This window comes from Piscinibacter lacus (assembly GCF_016735685.1).
In the GTDB taxonomy this organism is placed as follows: Bacteria; Pseudomonadota; Gammaproteobacteria; order Burkholderiales; family Burkholderiaceae_C; genus Aquariibacter; species Aquariibacter lacus.
On record NZ_JAERRA010000001.1, the window covers coordinates 1,109,511 to 1,126,047 of the forward strand.

Sequence of the window (16,537 nt, forward strand, 5' to 3'; positions counted from 1 at the left end):
TCAAGCATGTCACTGGGGCATCTACTTGCTTTGTCTTGCGCGCTTGGCGGGGGCGCTCGCGCCTTCGCCGGCCTCGCCGTCGACGGAGGGCACGTTGTCGACCATGCCGTAGCGGCGCAGCTTCACATAAAGGCTCTGGCGCGAGAGGCTGAGCATCTCGGCGGCCGAGGCGCGGTTGTCGCGTGTGAGCTGGAGGGCGGCTTCGATGCAGAGCTGTTCGATCAGCTCGCTGGTCTCGGCCACGATGTCCTTGAGCGGCACGCGGCCGACCAGATCGACAAGCTGGCCGACGGTGCGCGGCAGCACGCGCTCGCCGCGGGCGTCCTGGTTGAGGCGGCGGCCGATGTCGCGCACGGCGAAGCCCAGGCAGGGCGGCTCGCCCTCGGGCACGGCGACGGCGGAGACCTCGACCTCGATCTGCGCGCCCAGCGCCGAGCGCAGGGTGGTGGCATAGAGCCGCACCGAGCCGCGCTGCTTGAGGTTGGCCGAGAGCACGCGGAAGTCCACCGAGGAGCGGCCCAGCCAGCGGCTGATGGGCTGGCCGAGCACGGGCTCGGTCGGGTCGGGCTGGACCATGTCCATGAAGGCCGGGTTGGCCACCAGCACCTGACCGTCGAGGTCGGTGACGACCAGGCCATCGGGCGCGCGCTCGACCACGCGCAGCAGGGATTCGGCCAGAGCGTCGGGGGCCTGCGCCTCGGCGGCGTGGCGGCCGCGCGCCAGCGCCGGGCTCAGGCGCAGCAGCAGGGCGTTGCCGTGTTCCTGGCGGAACAGCGAGGCATGCAGGCGCAGCTCCTGGCTTTCGGGCTCGGTGCTGCGGACGGTGAGGGTGTCGCTGCGGCCCTGCACGCGCAGGTGCTCCAGCATCGCAAGCACGCTGGCATGCGAGTCGGGATGGAAGGCTTCAAGCAGCGAGCGGTGCATCAGCCGCCGGCCGGCCGGGCCGAGCAGGCTTACGGCGGCGGGGTTCAGCTCGCTGATGCGGAGCTGGCCGGCATCGGCAATCAGCACGGCCTGGCTGACCGACTGGAAGAGCAGGCGGTAGCGGGTTTCCAGGTGGCGCAGGCCGGCGTAGTTGCGCTCGATGGACTGCTGGGCATCGACCAGGCGCTGTTGCAGCTCGGCCGTGGTGCGCATCTCGCGGCCGACGGCGATCACCCGGTTCATGCCGGGCAGGGCCATGGTGGTGTAAAGCACCGGCAGGTCGCTGCCCTGGCCGCTGAGGTCGGGATGGTTGACGTGGCGCCAGGTCGGGTGGCCGCTGCGGCGCGGGCTGCGCAGGAGCTGCTCGACCTTGTCGCGGCTGTCGAGGCTGACCGTCTCGATCCAGGGCCGGCCGCGCCAGCCCAGACAGGCTTCAAGCTCGATGTCCTGCTTGCCCAGCGCGACGTTTTCGATCACGCCTGCCGGATCCAGCAAGAGGGTGAGGTCCGCGGTGTTGGCCAGCAACGAAACCGCGGTGTTCGGATCGAGACCCTCTGGCATGGTCAGCGCAGCATTCATGGAGCACTAGGGGAGTTGGCCTCGAACGAATCCGATCGAGGCCAGGGCCACTCGCATGGCATCCAGAAACTGCAATGGATGGACAGGAAAACGCGGGGCTGGTGCGATCACAACAAGGGCCCGCAGGCCAGCTCCGTGAGGGTTGCCACAAGCCGCTCTGCCAGGGCGACGGCGGCCGGTGCGCTGGCCGCCGTGCCATCGGCGCCGAGGATCAAAGCTCGGCCCGGATCGTCGAGAAAGATCGACCCGCCGACCAGCACCACAAGCTCGGGGTTCATCGATGCTTCTCTGAGGGAAATGATAACGGACGGCAGTCCCTGAAGCTCCCGCTCCGAGCCGATGGACAGGCCCAGCACGTCGAACCACTGGTCGGAGACACGCTGCTGCAAGGATTCATAGCTTTCGATCGCATCGCTGTCGACCCGCCAGCCGGCGCGGCGGAAAAACTCAGACAGCATGCTGACCCCGAAGCTGTGCTGCGCACGCGGGGCCGTGACCAGCACGATGCTGCGGTCGACCGAGCCGCCGCGGGCCTGCTGGAAGGCCGGCTTCAAGTCCCAAAGCAGGTTCTGCGCCCGCCACATGCCGATGGTGACCTGGGTGAAGTCGCAGCGGTCCTCGGCCCACCAGATGCCCAGGCGGCGGGCCGCCGGGGCCAACCATTCCAGCAGCAGCGATTCGGGGCTGTAGCCGACCAGCCGGGCCTTTTCGATCAGGCGGCAGGCGGCACCGACATCGGCATCGATGAGGGCCTGGGCCAGGCCCTCGACCTCTTCCAGTGCGGGCGGCGCCAGTTTCCGCAGGCGGGTGGGTGCCACCGGCCGGGGGCCACGCTGATGGGTGAGCATCAGACGCGGAACGATGTGGGTTTCGATCGTGCGGACCAGGGTGGCCAGGCGGACACTGCTGTCGGGCGCAGCGTCCTCGCAGTCCGGGAGCAAGGGCTCGGCGGCCAGCGGCTGCCCCCCGTTCGAATGCTCGGATGACGACCGGTTGGCGCGACGGCGCGAACGGGTGAGGGGCAGGGCCTGGGCCTGCTGGGCGCGCGCACGTTCCAAACTGCCTCCTCTTGCGTGGGCCTGTCGGCGTCCACGCGCGGATGTCCGGACCTTTCCGGGCCTTGTGGCCCGAGCGGGAGGAACGTCTCGCTCAGTGCGCCATGACGGCACCACGACGTCAGTTTCATCACGCCTTCGGAGCGCGTCAAGCGCTTTGTGTCAGCCTTTCGTGCGCCTCGGGATTGCTGTGGCACGGTCGGCACGGGAAGTCAAAGTGTCAATTCAGATTGACATTGTTCGCAGTAAATCCTAGATTGGGTCAATGCAGCGCCCCGACCCCAGCCCCGCCGATCCGACCCGCAGCCCGCGGGCGATCTACAGCCGCGAGGAACGCGCCCGGCGCGACGCCAGCCCCTGGACCCTGGTGCAAGGCGTGCTGGCGCCGCTGCAGTTCCTGGTCTTCCTGGTGAGCCTGGGCCTGGTGCTGCGCACCCTGGCCACGGGCGAGGGCCAGGCCGCGGCCGAGCTGTCGGTGCAGCTCAAGACGGCGGTGCTGCTGCTCATCATGGTGACCGGCTCGATCTGGGAGAAGGTGGTCTTCGGCCGCTGGCTGTTCGCCTCGGCCTTCTTCTGGGAGGATGTGGTCAGCTTCGGCGTCATCGCCCTGCACCTGGCCTGCGTGCTGGCCATGGCCTACGACCTCGGCCTCGATGCGCGCGAGCGTCTGCTGCTGGCCCTGGCCGCCTACGCCAGCTATGCGGTCAATGCCGGCCAGTTCCTGTGGAAGCTGCGCCTGGCCCGGCTGGAGGCGCCGCCGCGCCCGGCCCCTGCAAGCGCCCGCGGCCCGGGCCGGGAGCTGGCCCGATGAACGCCCCCATCCCCATCCATGTGCAGCCCCTGCACGAGCTGCCCCCCGCCGCCGGCGGCGGCTGCAGCAGCGCGCCGGTGCTGCGCGAGCGCGGCCAGCGCGAGGTCTTCTGCGGCCTGACCGGCATCGTCTGGCTGCATCGCAAGATCCAGGACGCCTTCTTCCTGATCGTCGGCTCGCGCACCTGCGCCCACCTGATGCAGAGCGCGGCGGGCGTGATGATCTTTGCCGAGCCGCGCTTCGCCACCGCGATCATCGAGGAGCGCGACCTCGCCGGCCTCGCCGATGCCAACGAGGAACTCGACCGGGTGGTCGAGCGCCTGCTGACGCGCCGGCCCGACATCAAGCTGCTCTTCCTGGTCGGCTCCTGCCCCTCGGAAGTCATCAAGCTCGACCTGTCCCGCGCCGCCCAGCGCCTGTCGCAGCGCTTCACCCCCGGGGTGCGGGTGCTGAACTACTCCGGCAGCGGCATCGAGACCACCTTCACCCAGGGCGAGGACGCCTGCCTCGCTACCCTGGTGCCCGAGCTGCCCGCCCTGCCGGCCGAAGCCGCGCCCGAGCTGCTCGTCGTCGGCACCCTGGCCGATGTGGTCGAGGACCAGTTCGCCCGGCTCTTCCAGGCCCTGGGCGTGCCGGTGCGCTTCCTGCCGCCGCGCCAGTCGCGTGCCCTGCCGCCGGTCGGCCCGCAGACCCGCATGCTGCTGGCCCAGCCTTTCCTGGGCGACACCGCCCGCGCCCTGGAGGGCCGTGGCGCACGCCACCTGCCGGCCCTGTTCCCGCTGGGCGAGGAGGGCACCACCGCCTGGCTGGCCGCCGCGGCCGAGGCCTTCGGTATCTCGCGCGAGCACTTCGACGCCGTCACCGCGCCCGGCCGGGCCCGCGCCCGCGCCGCGCTGGAGCGCCAGCGCACGCTGCTGGCCGGCCGCAGCATCTTCTTCTTCCCCGATTCGCAGCTTGAGCTGCCGCTGGCGCGCTTCCTGTCGCGCGAGCTGGACATGCGGCTCACCGAAGTCGGCACCCCCTACCTGCACCGCGGCCACCTGGCCGCTGAGCTGGCCCTGCTGCCGGCCGGCACCCGGCTGAGCGAGGGCCAGGACGTCGACCGCCAGCTTGACCGCTGCCGCGCCGCCGCGCCCGACCTGACCGTCTGCGGCCTGGGCCTGGCCAACCCGCTGGAGGCCGAGGGCCTCAGCACCAAGTGGGCCATCGAACTGGTCTTCAGCCCCATCCAGGGCTACGACCAGGCCGGCGACCTGGCCGCCCTCTTCAGCCGACCGCTCGACCGCCGCCAGCGGCTCGCGGCCTGAGCCCGGACGACCATGCAGCTCACGCTCTGGACTTACGAAGGCCCGCCGCATGTCGGCGCCATGCGCATCGCCACGGCCATGCGCGGCCTGCATTACGTGCTGCATGCGCCCCAGGGCGACACCTATGCGGACCTGCTGTTCACGATGATCGAGCGGCGCGACCGCCGCCCGCCCGTCACCTACACCACCTTCCAGGCCCGCGACCTGGGCGGCGACACCGCCGAGCTGTTCAAGACGGCCGTCCGCGAAGCCCATGCCCGCTTCCAGCCCGAGGCCCTGATCGTCGGCGCCTCCTGCACCGCCGAGCTGATCCAGGACGACCCGGCCGGCCTCGCCGGTGCGCTCGACCTGCCGGTGCCGGTGATCCCGCTGGAGCTGCCCAGCTACCAGAAGAAGGAACACTGGGGCGCGGCCGAGACCTTCTACCAGCTCGTCCGCAGCCTTTGCGGCCCGGCCGCCCGCGCCCGCCGCGAGGCCCGTGCCGCCGGCGAGCTGCCGGCGCGGCCCGCCGGCCCCCGGCGCTGCAATGTGCTGGGCCCCGCCGCCCTGGGCTTCCGCCACCGCGATGACCTGGCCGAGATCCGCCGCCTGCTGGCCGCGCTGGGCATCGAGATCCACCATGTCGCGCCGCTGGGCATCAGCCCGCGCGAGCTGGCCACGCTGGGCGAGGCCGATTTCAATGTCGTGCTCTACCCCGAGATTGCCGGCACCGCCGCCGCCTGGCTCAAGCGCGAGTTCGGCCAGCCCGCGACCACCGTGCTGCCCTATGGCAGCCGCGCCACCGAGGCCTTCGTGCGCGAAGTCGCCGCGCTGGCCGGTGTCGACCCCGAGCCGGCCCTGGCCGCCGAGGACCGCCGCGCCCGCTGGTATGCCGCCTCGGTCGACTCGACCTACTTGACCGGCAAGCGCGTCTTCATCTTCGGCGACGCCACCCATGCGGTGGCGGCGGCCAAGGTCGCCGCGGGCGAGATGGGCTTCGAGGTCGTCGGCCTCGGCAGCTACAGCCGCGAGTTCGCCCGCGAGGTGCGCGAGACCGCCGCCAGCCTGGGCCTGGAGGCGCTGATCACCGACGACTACCTCGATGTCGAGGCCCGCATCGCCGAGCTTCAGCCCGACCTGGTGCTGGGCACGCAGATGGAGCGCCACATCGCCAAGCGCCTGGGCCTGCCCTGCGCGGTGATCTCGGCCCCTGTGCATGTGCAGGACTTCCCGGCCCGCTACGCGCCGCAGCTCGGCTTCGAGGGCGCCAACGTGCTCTTCGACACCTGGGTGCACCCGCTGATGATGGGCCTGGAAGAGCATCTGCTGGGCATGTTCCGCGGCGACTTCGAGTTCCACGAAGGCGCCGCCCCCTCGCACCTGGGCGGCCCGGCCCGGCCGGCCGCGCAGGCGCTGCCGGAGCCTCTGACGGCGGAGCCGCAGCCCCAGGCCGCCGAGCCAGCCGCCGCCCCCGCGCGGGCGACCCCGGCCGTCGCCGCCGCACCGATCGCAGCCGCCGCCCCCATCGACACCCGCTGGGCGCCCGAGGCCGAGCGCGAGCTGGGCAAGATCCCCTTCTTCGTGCGCGGCAAGGCCCGCCGCAACACCGAGCGCTACGCCAGCGAGCTGGGCGTGGCCACCATCACCGTCGAGACGCTCTATGACGCCAAAGCGCACTACAGCCGCTGAGGCGCATGCGCCCGGCGCGGCCGGAACCGGCATGCGGGTCGTGCTGGTGACGATGGACGCCCACCTGGTCAGCAGCGCCGCGCGCGCCATGGCCACGCTGGAGCGCCAGTTGCCCGGCCTGGTCTTCGAAGTCCACCTGGCTTGCGCCTGGGCCGAGGATGCCGAGGCCCTGGCGCGCTGCCGCGCCGCCATCGCGGGCGCCGACCTGCTGATCTGCGCCATGCTCTTCATGGAGGACCACTACCTGCCGGTCCTCGACGCCCTGCAGGCCCGCCGGCCCGATTGCGATGCCGTCGTCGCCTTGCTCTCGGCCGCGCCGGTGATGAAGCTGACCCGCATGGGCCGCTTCAGCATGGACGGCAGCAGCGGCGGCCCCATGGCCCTGCTGCGCAAGCTGCGTGGCAAGCCGGCCGAAGGCAAGCCGGCCGGCGGCGGCGGTGCCCAGCAGATGGCCATGCTGCGCCGCCTGCCCAAGATCCTGCGCTTCATCCCCGGCACCGCGCAGGACCTGCGCGCCTGGATGCTGGCCATGCAGTACTGGCTGGCCGGCTCGCAGGAGAACCTGGGCGCGCTCGTTCACTTTCTCGTCGACCGCTATGCCGAGGGCCCGCGCAAGGGCCTGCGCGGCCGCGGCAGCGTGCCCGATCCGGTGGCCTATCCCGAGGTCGGCGTCTACCACCCGCGCCTGCAGGCAGGCCCCGCCGCCCAGGGCCTGTCGGAAGACGCCGGCAAGCTGCCTGCCCTGCCGGGCGCCACCGGCACCGTCGGCCTGCTGCTGATGCGCAGCTACCTGCTGGCCGGCAACCGCGCCCACTACGACGGCGTGATCGCCGCCCTGGAAGCGCGCGGCCTGCGCGTGATCCCGGTCTTCGCCAGCGGCCTGGATGCGCGGCCTGCGGTGGAACGCTACTTCCTCGACGGCGAGCGCAGCCGGGTCGATGCCGTGGTCTCGCTGACCGGCTTCTCCCTGGTCGGCGGCCCGGCCTACAACGATTCGCGCTCGGCCGAAGCCCTGCTGGCCCGGCTCGACGTGCCCTATCTCGCCGCCATGCCGGTCGAGTTCCAGTCGCTCACCCAGTGGCAGGATTCCTCGCGCGGCCTGCTGCCGGTCGAGTCGACCATCATGGTCGCCCTGCCCGAGCTGGACGGCGCCACCGGCGCCATGGTCTTCGGCGGCCGGGCCGGCCCGACCGCCCCGGCGGCGGGCACGGCCCCGGCCACGCCCGCGGTGCAGGACGGCCGCGCCGCCGGCCACGACATGGCCGTGCATCCCGAGCGCGCCGCCATGCTGGCCGACCGCGTCGCCCGCCTGGTCGCGCTGCGCCGCAGCCCGCGCGCCGAGCGCCGCATCGCCATCGTGCTGTTCAACTTCCCGCCCAATGGCGGCGCGGCCGGCAGCGCCGCCCACCTGGGCGTCTTCGAGTCCCTGCACCATGTGCTGGGCCGCATGGCGGCCGAGGGCTACCGGGTCGACGTGCCCGAGAGCGTCGATGCGCTGCGCGAGGCCCTGCTGCAGGGCAATGCCAGCCGCCACGGCACCGAGGCGAATGTGCATGCGCGCATCCCCACCGCCGACCACATCCGCTGCGAGCCGCACCTGGCCGAGATCGAGGCCACCTGGGGCCCGGCGCCGGGCCGCCAGCTCAGCGACGGCGCCTCGCTGCTGGTGCTGGGCCGCAGCTTCGGCGAGGTCTTCGTCGGCCTGCAGCCGCCCTTCGGCATCGAGGGCGATCCGATGCGCCTGCTCTTCGAGGGCGGCCATGCACCCACCCATGCCTTCAGCGCCTTCTACCGCTGGATCCGCGAGGACTTCGGCGCCCATGCCGTGCTGCACTTCGGCACCCACGGCGCGCTGGAATTCATGCCCGGCAAGCAGGCCGGCCTGTCCGCCGCCTGCTGGCCCGACCGCCTGATCCGCGACCTGCCGAGCTTCTACCTCTACGCCGCCAACAACCCCAGCGAGGGCATGCTGGCCAAGCGCCGCGCGGCCGCCACCCTGATCAGCCACATCACGCCGCCGCTGACCCAGGCCGGCCTGTACCGCGGCCTGGTCGACCTGCGCGACAGCCTGGACCGCTGGCGCCGCCTGCCGCCCGAGACCGAGGCCGCCGAAGCCGGCGACCTGGCCCAGCTCATCCAGGCCCAGGCCGCCGAGCTCGACCTGGCGCCGCTGGAGCCCGCCTGGCCGCTGCCCGAGGCGCCCGCCGCCATCGAGACCCTGCGCCTGGCCCTGGCCGAGCTGGAAGCCACCCTCATCCCCCAGGGCCTGCATGTGCTGGGCCGTCCGCCCAGCGCCCACGCCCGGCTCGACCTGCTGCATGCCTTGGCCGAGGCCGGCCCCGCCCCGCATCCCGGCCGCGAGGCCCTGGCCGAGCTGGTCGCCGGCCACCGCCCGGCCGAGGTGCTGGCCCGCCATCCCCTGACGGCGGCCGGCCGCGACGATGCCGCGGCGTCCGAGGCGCTGGCCCGGCTCGAAGGCCTGGCCCGCACCGACGCCATGCTCTGCGCCGACCACGAGACCGACGGCCTGCTGCATGCCCTGGATGCCGGCTACCTGCGACCCGCGCCGGGCGGCGACCTGCTGCGAACGCCCGAGGTGCTGCCCACCGGCCGCAACCTGCACGGCTTCGATCCCTTCCGCCTGCCCAGCGCCTGGGCCGTGCGTGACGGGGCCCGCCAGGCCGAACGCCTGCTGGCCCGCCACCAGGCCGACGGCCACCCCCTGCCCGAGACCGTGGCCCTGGTGCTCTGGGGCACCGACAACCTCAAGCACGAGGGCACGCCCATCGCCCAGGCCCTGGCCCTGCTCGGCGCCCGGCCGCGCTTCGACAGCTACGGCCGCCTGGCCGGCGCCGAGCTGATGCCCCTGGCCAGCCTGGGCCGGCCGCGCATCGATGTGGTGATCACCCTGTCGGGCATCTTCCGCGACCTGCTGCCCCTGCAGATCAAGCTGCTGGCCGAGGCCGCCTTCCTGGCTGCGAGCGCCGACGAACCCGAGTCGCAGAACTTCATCCGCAAGCATGCCCTGGCCTGGCAGCGCGGCCACGGCGGCGACCTGGAGACCGCCTCGCTGCGCGTCTTCGGCAATGCCGAGGGGGCCTACGGCGCCAACGTCAACCACCTGGTCGACAGCAGCCGCTGGGAGGCCGAGGACGAACTGGCCGAGACCTACTGCCGCCGCAAGGGCCACGCCTACGGCCTCAACGGCCGGCCGATGCGCCAGCCCGAGCTGATGGCCGAGGTGCTGGCCGGCGTGCAGCTCGCCTACCAGAGCCTGGATTCGGTCGAGCTGGGCGTGACCACGGTCGACACCTACTTCGACACCCTGGGCGGCCTGTCGCGCGCCGTGCAGCGCGCCAAGGGCGCGGCCGGCCTGCCGGCCGAGGTGGCGCCGGTCTACATCGGCGACAGCACCCGGGGCGAGGAGCGCGGCACCGTCCGCACCCTGTCCGAGCAGGTGGCGCTCGAAACCCGCACCCGCATGCTCAACCCCAAGTGGGCCGAGGCCATGCTGGCCCATGGCCACGAGGGCGTGCGCCAGATCGAGGCGCATGTGACCAACACCTTCGCCTGGTCGGCCACCACCGGCCAGGTGCAGCCCTGGGTCTACCAGCAGCTTGCGCAGACCTTCATGCTCGACCCGGCCATGCGCGAGCGCCTGGCCCAGCTCAACCCGGCCGCCTCGGTGAAGGTGGCCAACCGCCTGCTCGAAGCCCAGCGCCGCCAGTACTGGCAGCCCAACGCCGCCGTGCTGGATGCCATGCAGCGCGCCGGCGAGGAGCTGGAGGACCGGCTCGAAGGCGTGCTCGTCCGCGCCGCCGCCTGAACGCACGCCCCCCCGCACCCCAACCGAACGAGCCGACATGGACATCACCACCCTGCCTTTCCCGACGGTCCGCACCGCGTCCCGCCGCCCCGATGGCGAGGGCAGCCTGCAGGTCCAGCTCGACCCCGACCTCAAGATCGGCACCGCCAAGGTCTTCGCCATCTACGGCAAGGGCGGCATCGGCAAGAGCACGACCAGCAGCAACCTCAGCGCCGCCTTCAGCAAGCTGGGCAAGCGCGTGCTGCAGATCGGCTGCGACCCCAAGCACGACAGCACCTTCACCCTGACCAAGAAGATGCTGCCGACCGTCATCGACATCCTGGAGACGGTCGATTTCCACCCCGAGGAGCTCAAGCCCGAGGACTTCGTCTTCGAGGGCTACAACGGCGTGATGTGCGTGGAAGCCGGCGGCCCGCCGGCGGGCACCGGCTGCGGCGGCTATGTGGTCGGCCAGACGGTCAAGCTGCTCAAGGAGCACCACCTGCTGGAAGACACCGACGTGGTGATCTTCGACGTGCTGGGCGACGTGGTCTGCGGCGGCTTCGCGGCACCGCTTCAGCATGCCGACCGGGCCATGATCGTCACGGCCAACGACTTCGATTCCATCTTCGCGATGAACCGGATCGTGCAGGCCATCGGCGCCAAGGCCAAGAACTACAAGGTGCGGCTGGGCGGCGTGATCGCCAACCGCAGCGTCGACACCGACCAGATCGACAAGTACAACGCCCGCACCGGCCTGGGCCTGGCCGCGCACTTCCAGGACCTGGACGTGATCCGCCGCAGCCGGCTGAAGAAATCGACCGTCTTCGAGATGGACGATGCGCCCGGCCTCAAGCAGGCCCAGGACGAGTACATGCGCCTGGCCGCCGCGATGTGGGTGGGCACCGAGCCGCTGCCGGCCGTGCCGCTCAAGGACCGCGACATCTTCGACCTGCTGGGTTTCGACTGAAAGGCAGGCCGCGCATGAACGATCCCCTGATTTCGCCCCGGCCCGCCGCTGGCTTCGCCCCGCCGCAGGCCGACGAGGCCTATCTGCGCCGCCGCGCCGCCGTCGAGCATTACTTCGACCGCACGGCCGCCCAGGCCTGGGCGCGGCTCACCTCCGAGGCGCCGGTGGGCCGCATCCGCGCCACCGTGCGCGCCGGCCGCGACCGCATGCGCGCCACCCTGCTCGACTGGCTGCCGGCCGACCTGCGCGGCCAGCGCCTGCTGGACTTGGGCTGCGGCACCGGCGCCCTGGCCGTGGAGGCCGCGCGGCGCGGCGCCGAGGTGGTGGCGGTCGACCTGTCGCCGACCCTGGTGCAACTGGGCCGCGAACGCTGCCCGGCCGATGTCGCCGCGCAGATCGACTGGCGCAGCGGCGATGCGACTGACCCGGCGCTGGGCCGCTTCGACCATGTGGTGGCGATGGACTCGCTGATCCACTACCGCCTCGTCGATGCCGTGACCGCGCTGGCCGCGCTGGCGCCGCGCACCCGCGGCCGCATCCTCTTCACCTACGCGCCGCGCACGCCGCTGCTGGCGGCCATGCACACCCTGGGTCGCTGCTTTCCGCGCAGCGAGCGCTCGCCGGCCCTGCAGCCCTTCGCGCCGGCCCAGGTGCTGCGCCGCCTGGCCGAGCAGCCCGCCCTGGCCGCCTGGACGGCCGGTCGCCAGGCCCGGGTAAATGCCGGCTTCTACATCTCGCAGGCCCAGGAGTTCCACCGGTGAAGCCGGCCGGCACGCCCCGCAAGCCCTCGCCGCTGGCCCAGTGGTGGGCGCGGCAGTGGCCGCGCTGGCTGCCCTTTGCCGATGCCGCCTCGGCCAGCCTGCCGCTGCCGCGGCTGCTGCGCCTGGCGCTGTTCCAGGTCTCGGTGGGCATGGCCACGGCCCTGCTGGTGGGCACGCTCAACCGGGTGATGATCGTCGAGCTGGGCATGAGCGCCGGCCTGGTCGCGCTGATGGTGGCGCTGCCGCTGGTGGCCGCGCCCTTCCGCGCCTTCATCGGCTTCCGCTCCGACCACCACCGCTCGGCCCTGGGCTGGAAGCGCGTGCCTTATCTGTGGCTGGGCAGCCTGATGCTCTTCGGCGGCCTGGCCATCATGCCCTTCGCCCTGCTGCTGCTGGGCGAGGGCGGGCTCAAGGGCCAGACCTTCGGCGCCGTCGGTGGCGCCCTGGCCTTCCTGCTGGTCGGCGCCGGCATGCAGATGACGCAGACCGCCGGCCTGGCCCTGGCCACCGACCTGGCGCCGCCCGCCCAGGGCCCGCGGGTGGTGGCCCTGCTCCACACCATGCTGCTGCTGGGCCTGATCGCCAGCGGCCTGGTCTTCAGCCTGCTGCTGGCCGACTTCACGCCGGTGCGCCTGATCCAGGTGGTGCAGGGCGCGGCGGCGCTGGCCCTGCTGCTGAACCTGGTCGCCCTGTGGAAGCAGGAGCCGCGCCGGCCGCGCAGCCGCGAGGATGCGGCCCCCGCCTTCCGCACCGGCTGGCGCGAGTTCCTGGCCCGCGGCCGGGCGCGCCGCTTCCTGTGGGTGGTGGGCCTGGGCACGGCGGCCTTCAACATGCAGGACATCATCCTGGAGCCCTATGGCGGCGAGGTGCTGGGCCTGAGCGTGAGCCAGACCAGCCTGCTCACCGCGCTGATGGCCCTGGGCGCGCTGGCGGCCTTCGGCCTCTCGGCCCGCTTGCTCGGCCGGGGCGTGAACCCGCTGAGCCTGGCGGCCTGGGGCGCGGTGCTGGGCCTGCCGGCCTTTGCCCTGGTCATCCTGGCCGCGCCGCTGGGCGCGCCCGGCCTGTTCCGCCTGGGCACCGTGCTGATCGGTGCGGGCGGCGGCTTCTTCGCCGTCGGCACCCTGAGCGCGGCCATGGACCTGGGCCGCGCCAACCTGCGCGAGACCGGCCTGGCCCTGGGCGCCTGGGGCGCCGTGCAGGCCACCGTGGCCGGCGCCTCGATCGCCTTCGGCGGCGTGCTGCGCGACCTGCTCTCCGGCCTGGCCCTGCAGGGCCACCTGGGCGTGGCGCTCAACGAAGCCTCGGCCGGCTACGGCGCCATCTACCACCTCGAACTGTTGCTGCTCTTCGCCACCCTGGTGGCGATCGGGCCGCTGGTGCGGGCCGCGCGCATCGCCGCGCCCGCCGACCCTTCCCCCCCGGGTGCCGACCGGGCCCCCGATCCGCAAGCCGGCTTCGGCCTGGCCCGGCTGCCCGGCTGAGTTCGCTCAGCCCTTCAAGCGCCCTCCATCCCCCAGGAGACCCTCCATGGAAACCGCCGCCATCACCCAGTACGTCGATGTCGCCCAGATCGTGCTGTACCTGTTCTGGGCCTTCTTCTTCGGCTTGATCTATTACCTCCAGCGCGAGAGCCACCGCGAGGGCTATCCCATGGATTCGGGCCACGGCCTGAAGCAGAAGATCGCCGGCTGGCCCGTCGCCTCGCCCAAGACCTACCTGCTGCCGCATGGCGGCTCGGTGCAGGTGCCGCCCGGCCCCTCGGGCGAGCCGCCGCTCAAGGCCAGCCCTGGCCGCCCCGGCAGCGGCGCGCCGCTGGAGCCGGACGGCGATCCGATGCAGGCTTTCGTCGGCCCGGGCAGCTATGCCATGCGTGCCGACGTGCCCGACCTGACCATGGACGGCGACATCAAGATCGTCCCGCTGCGCGTGGCCGCCGACCACGGCGTGGCCCGCCAGGACCGCGACCCGCGCGGCCTGCCGGTGGTGGGCGCCGATGGCGTGGTGGCCGGCCATGTCAGCGACCTGTGGGTGGACCGCAGCGAAATGCTGTTCCGCTACCTTGAGGTCGACGTGCCCGGCGCCGCCCACGGCCCGCACATCCTCGTGCCCATGGCCTTCGCCAAGGTGCGCCGCGACCGCATCGAGGTCGATGCCGTGCTCGGCCACCAGCTCGATGGCGTGCCGCGCACCCGTCACCCGGACCGCATCACCCTGCTGGAAGAAGAGAAGGTCTGCGCCTACTACGGCGCCGGCACGCTCTACGCCACGCCGGCCCGCCAGGAGCCCCTGGTGTGAAGGCCGTCCGCGCGCCGGCGATGACGCCGCACCAGCATGAATTCGAGGCCGCCCCCGGCCTGCCCGAGACCCTGCCGTCCGACGAGCGGATCCTCTGGCAGGGCGCGCCGGATGCCGGCCAGCTCGCCCGGCGGGTCTTCCACCTGCCCAAGGTGGCGGCTTATTTCGCCGTGCTGATCGGCTTGCAGGCCATGCACCTGGCCGAGCAGATCGGCCCGACCGGCGAACTGCTGCTGGCCCTGGTGCCGGCCCTGGCCCTGGCCACGCTCGGCCTGGGCCTGCTCGGCCTGTGGTGCTGGATGACGGCGCGCACCACGCTCTACACCCTGACCAACCGCCGGGTGGTGATGCGCATCGGCATCGTGTTGACGCTGACGCTGAACCTGCCGCTGCGCGTGTTGGCCGGCGCCAGCCTGCGCGAGCTGCCCAAGGGCTACGGCGACCTGCCCCTGGCCCTGCCCGACAACGCCCGCATCGCTTGGCTGCACCTGTGGCCGCATGCCCGGCCCTGGGCCTATGCGCGGGCCCAGCCCACGCTGCGCTGCATCCCGCAGGTGACGGCGGTGGCGGCCCAGCTCACCGAGGCCTGGCGGGCTGCCGCGCTGGCCGATCCGGCCCAGCGCGCTGCGGCGGCTGCCGCCCCGGCCCTTCGCCCCGAGCCGGAGTCGTCCCCCCTGGGCGGCGCCTTCGCCGGCCAGCGGTCCTGATCCCCTTGCCCCCTGACGCTGCCGCCCATGTCTGCCTCCCACCACGATGAAGTGACGGTGCCCCGCGGCGCCCTGCTGGCCGTCGCCGGCCTGCTGCTGGCCAGCTTGCTCGCGGCCGGCGCCGGTCGCTGGATGGGGCCGTCCACTCCGCCCGGCGAGACGGCGGCCGAGACGCAGACCGCGATCGACGGCCCGGCGCTGCATTTCCTCGACCAGCCCGACGGCGGCATCGAGGTGCGCGACGCCCAGACCGGCCGCACCGTGCAGGCCCTGCACGGCGAGCTGGGCTTCGTGCGCGGCGCCCTGCGGGTGCTGGCGCGCGAACGCCAGCGCCGCGGCCTGGGGCCGGACCAGCCCTTCCTGCTGGGCCGCGATCCGCAGCAGCGCCTGACCCTGGCCGACCCGGTCACCGGCATCCGCCTGGACCTGGCGGCCTTCGGCAGCGCGCCGGCCGCCGCCTTCGACCGCCTGCTGCAGGCCGCCCGGCCGGCCGCCCTGGCCGCACCCGTCCCCGCCTCGAACCGGAGCCCCACATGAACCACCCTGCCCAGGCCGCGACCGCCTCCAGCGAGGACCTTGCCGCGAGCATGCCCAAGGGCACGGCCGAGGTCGCCACCGAAGCCGCCCGCGCCAACAGCCTGCTGAGCCCGCGCTTCTACACGACCGACTTCGCCGCCATGGACCGGCTGGACCTGGCGGGCGTGCGTGCCGAGTGGGACGCGATGATGGCCGAGTACGAAGGCGACAACAACCACGACCACTTCCAGCGCGACGAGGCCTTCGGCCCCGAGCTGGCGGCGGCGCAGGCCGACTGGTCGCCGCTGCTGCGGCAGGAGTTCCTGGACTTCCTGATCAGCTCGGTCACCAGCGAGTTCTCGGGCTGCGTGCTCTACCAGGAGGTGGCGCGCCGCGTCGAGCATCCCGAGCTGAAGGCCCTGATGCGCTACATGGCCCGCGACGAGGCCCGCCATGCCGGCTTCATCAACCAGTCGCTCAAGGACTTCGGCATGGGCGTGGACCTGGGCGCGCTCAAGCGCACCAAGGCCGCGACCTTCTTCAAGCCCAAGTTCATCTACTACGCGACCTACCTGTCCGAGAAGATCGGCTACGCGCGCTACATCACCATTTTCCGGCAGCTTGAGCGCCATCCGGACAAGCGCTTCCATCCGATCTTTCGCTGGTTCGAGCGCTGGTGCAATGACGAATTCCGCCACGGCGAGAGCTTCGCCCTGATCCTGCGCGCCCAGCCCGAGCTGCTGCGCGGCCTGAACCTGCTGTGGGTGCGCTTCTTCCTGCTGGCCGTCTACGCGACCATGTATGTGCGCGACCACACCCGGCCCACCCTGCACGAGGCCATGGGCCTGGATTCGGACGACTACGACTTCACCGTCTTCCGCATCACCACCGAGATCTCGCGCCAGGTCTTCCCCCTGAGCCTTCAGACCGATGCCCCGGCCTTCCGCGCCGGGCTGCGCCGCCTGGTCGACCTGTCCGCGCGCATGGAGGTGGCCAAGGCCCGCGGCGGTCTCGTCGGCGCGCTGAGCAAGGCCGGGCTGGCGGCGCAGGCCCTGGTCTGCTTCGCGCGGCTCTACCTGCATCCGGTGGACCGTCACGCCCTGCCGGCGCAGATCCGCGTGGCTCCGGCCTGGTGAGCG

At 72.5% G+C, this 16,537-nt stretch carries 13 protein-coding genes; 11 read left to right on the forward strand and 2 right to left on the reverse strand.

What is annotated here, in order from left to right:
• Positions 1–21: 21 nt before the first annotated feature.
• Positions 22–1,503, reverse strand: a complete 1,482-nt coding sequence (gene ppsR, locus JI742_RS05090) for a transcriptional regulator PpsR (protein ID WP_201824512.1) — start codon at positions 1,501–1,503, stop codon at positions 22–24.
• A gap of 107 nt (positions 1,504–1,610) precedes the next feature.
• Positions 1,611–2,675: a cobalamin B12-binding domain-containing protein gene (locus JI742_RS14125; protein WP_201824514.1), complete on the reverse strand. Its 1,065-nt coding sequence runs from the start codon at positions 2,673–2,675 to the stop codon at positions 1,611–1,613.
• 148 nt (positions 2,676–2,823) lie between these two features.
• Between JI742_RS14125 and bchF the strand changes: the two genes are divergently transcribed.
• Genes bchF through acsF form a run of 11 tightly spaced genes read left to right on the forward strand, consistent with a single transcriptional unit; the run spans position 2,824 to position 16,534 of the window.
• Positions 2,824–3,369, forward strand: coding sequence for a 2-vinyl bacteriochlorophyllide hydratase (gene bchF, locus JI742_RS05100; protein ID WP_201824516.1), 546 nt, complete (start codon positions 2,824–2,826; stop codon positions 3,367–3,369).
• Positions 3,366–4,676, forward strand: a complete 1,311-nt coding sequence (locus tag JI742_RS05105) for a ferredoxin:protochlorophyllide reductase (ATP-dependent) subunit N (RefSeq protein ID WP_201824518.1) — start codon at positions 3,366–3,368, stop codon at positions 4,674–4,676. The genes bchF and JI742_RS05105 overlap by 4 nt, the downstream gene beginning before the upstream one ends.
• Before the next feature lie 12 nt (positions 4,677–4,688).
• Complete coding sequence (gene bchB / locus JI742_RS05110) at positions 4,689–6,344, forward strand: ferredoxin:protochlorophyllide reductase (ATP-dependent) subunit B (RefSeq protein ID WP_201824520.1); 1,656 nt, start codon at positions 4,689–4,691, stop codon at positions 6,342–6,344.
• Positions 6,316–10,170, forward strand: coding sequence for a magnesium chelatase subunit H (locus JI742_RS05115; protein ID WP_286184057.1), 3,855 nt, complete (start codon positions 6,316–6,318; stop codon positions 10,168–10,170). The genes bchB and JI742_RS05115 overlap by 29 nt, the downstream gene beginning before the upstream one ends.
• 37 nt (positions 10,171–10,207) lie before the next feature.
• Positions 10,208–11,119: a ferredoxin:protochlorophyllide reductase (ATP-dependent) iron-sulfur ATP-binding protein gene (bchL, locus tag JI742_RS05120; protein ID WP_201824524.1), complete on the forward strand. Its 912-nt coding sequence runs from the start codon at positions 10,208–10,210 to the stop codon at positions 11,117–11,119.
• Between the two features lie 14 nt (positions 11,120–11,133).
• Positions 11,134–11,880 (forward strand): magnesium protoporphyrin IX methyltransferase, encoded by a 747-nt coding sequence (gene bchM, locus JI742_RS05125; RefSeq protein ID WP_201824527.1) that lies wholly within the window; start codon positions 11,134–11,136, stop codon positions 11,878–11,880.
• Positions 11,877–13,361, forward strand: coding sequence for a BCD family MFS transporter (locus tag JI742_RS05130; protein ID WP_350309628.1), 1,485 nt, complete (start codon positions 11,877–11,879; stop codon positions 13,359–13,361). The genes bchM and JI742_RS05130 overlap by 4 nt, the downstream gene beginning before the upstream one ends.
• 46 nt (positions 13,362–13,407) lie before the next feature.
• Positions 13,408–14,175, forward strand: coding sequence for a photosynthetic reaction center subunit H (gene puhA, locus JI742_RS05135; RefSeq protein WP_201824529.1), 768 nt, complete (start codon positions 13,408–13,410; stop codon positions 14,173–14,175).
• Positions 14,172–14,882 carry a photosynthetic complex putative assembly protein PuhB gene (gene puhB, locus JI742_RS05140; protein WP_350309629.1) on the forward strand — a complete coding sequence of 237 codons (711 nt, stop codon included), beginning with the start codon at positions 14,172–14,174 and terminating at the stop codon, positions 14,880–14,882. Before puhA ends, puhB begins: the two co-directional genes overlap by 4 nt.
• Before the next feature lie 27 nt (positions 14,883–14,909).
• Complete coding sequence (puhC, locus tag JI742_RS05145) at positions 14,910–15,419, forward strand: photosynthetic complex assembly protein PuhC (protein WP_201824531.1); 510 nt, start codon at positions 14,910–14,912, stop codon at positions 15,417–15,419.
• Positions 15,416–16,534 (forward strand): magnesium-protoporphyrin IX monomethyl ester (oxidative) cyclase, encoded by a 1,119-nt coding sequence (gene acsF, locus JI742_RS05150; RefSeq protein WP_236676789.1) that lies wholly within the window; start codon positions 15,416–15,418, stop codon positions 16,532–16,534. The genes puhC and acsF overlap by 4 nt, the downstream gene beginning before the upstream one ends.
• Positions 16,535–16,537: the final 3 nt, after the last annotated feature.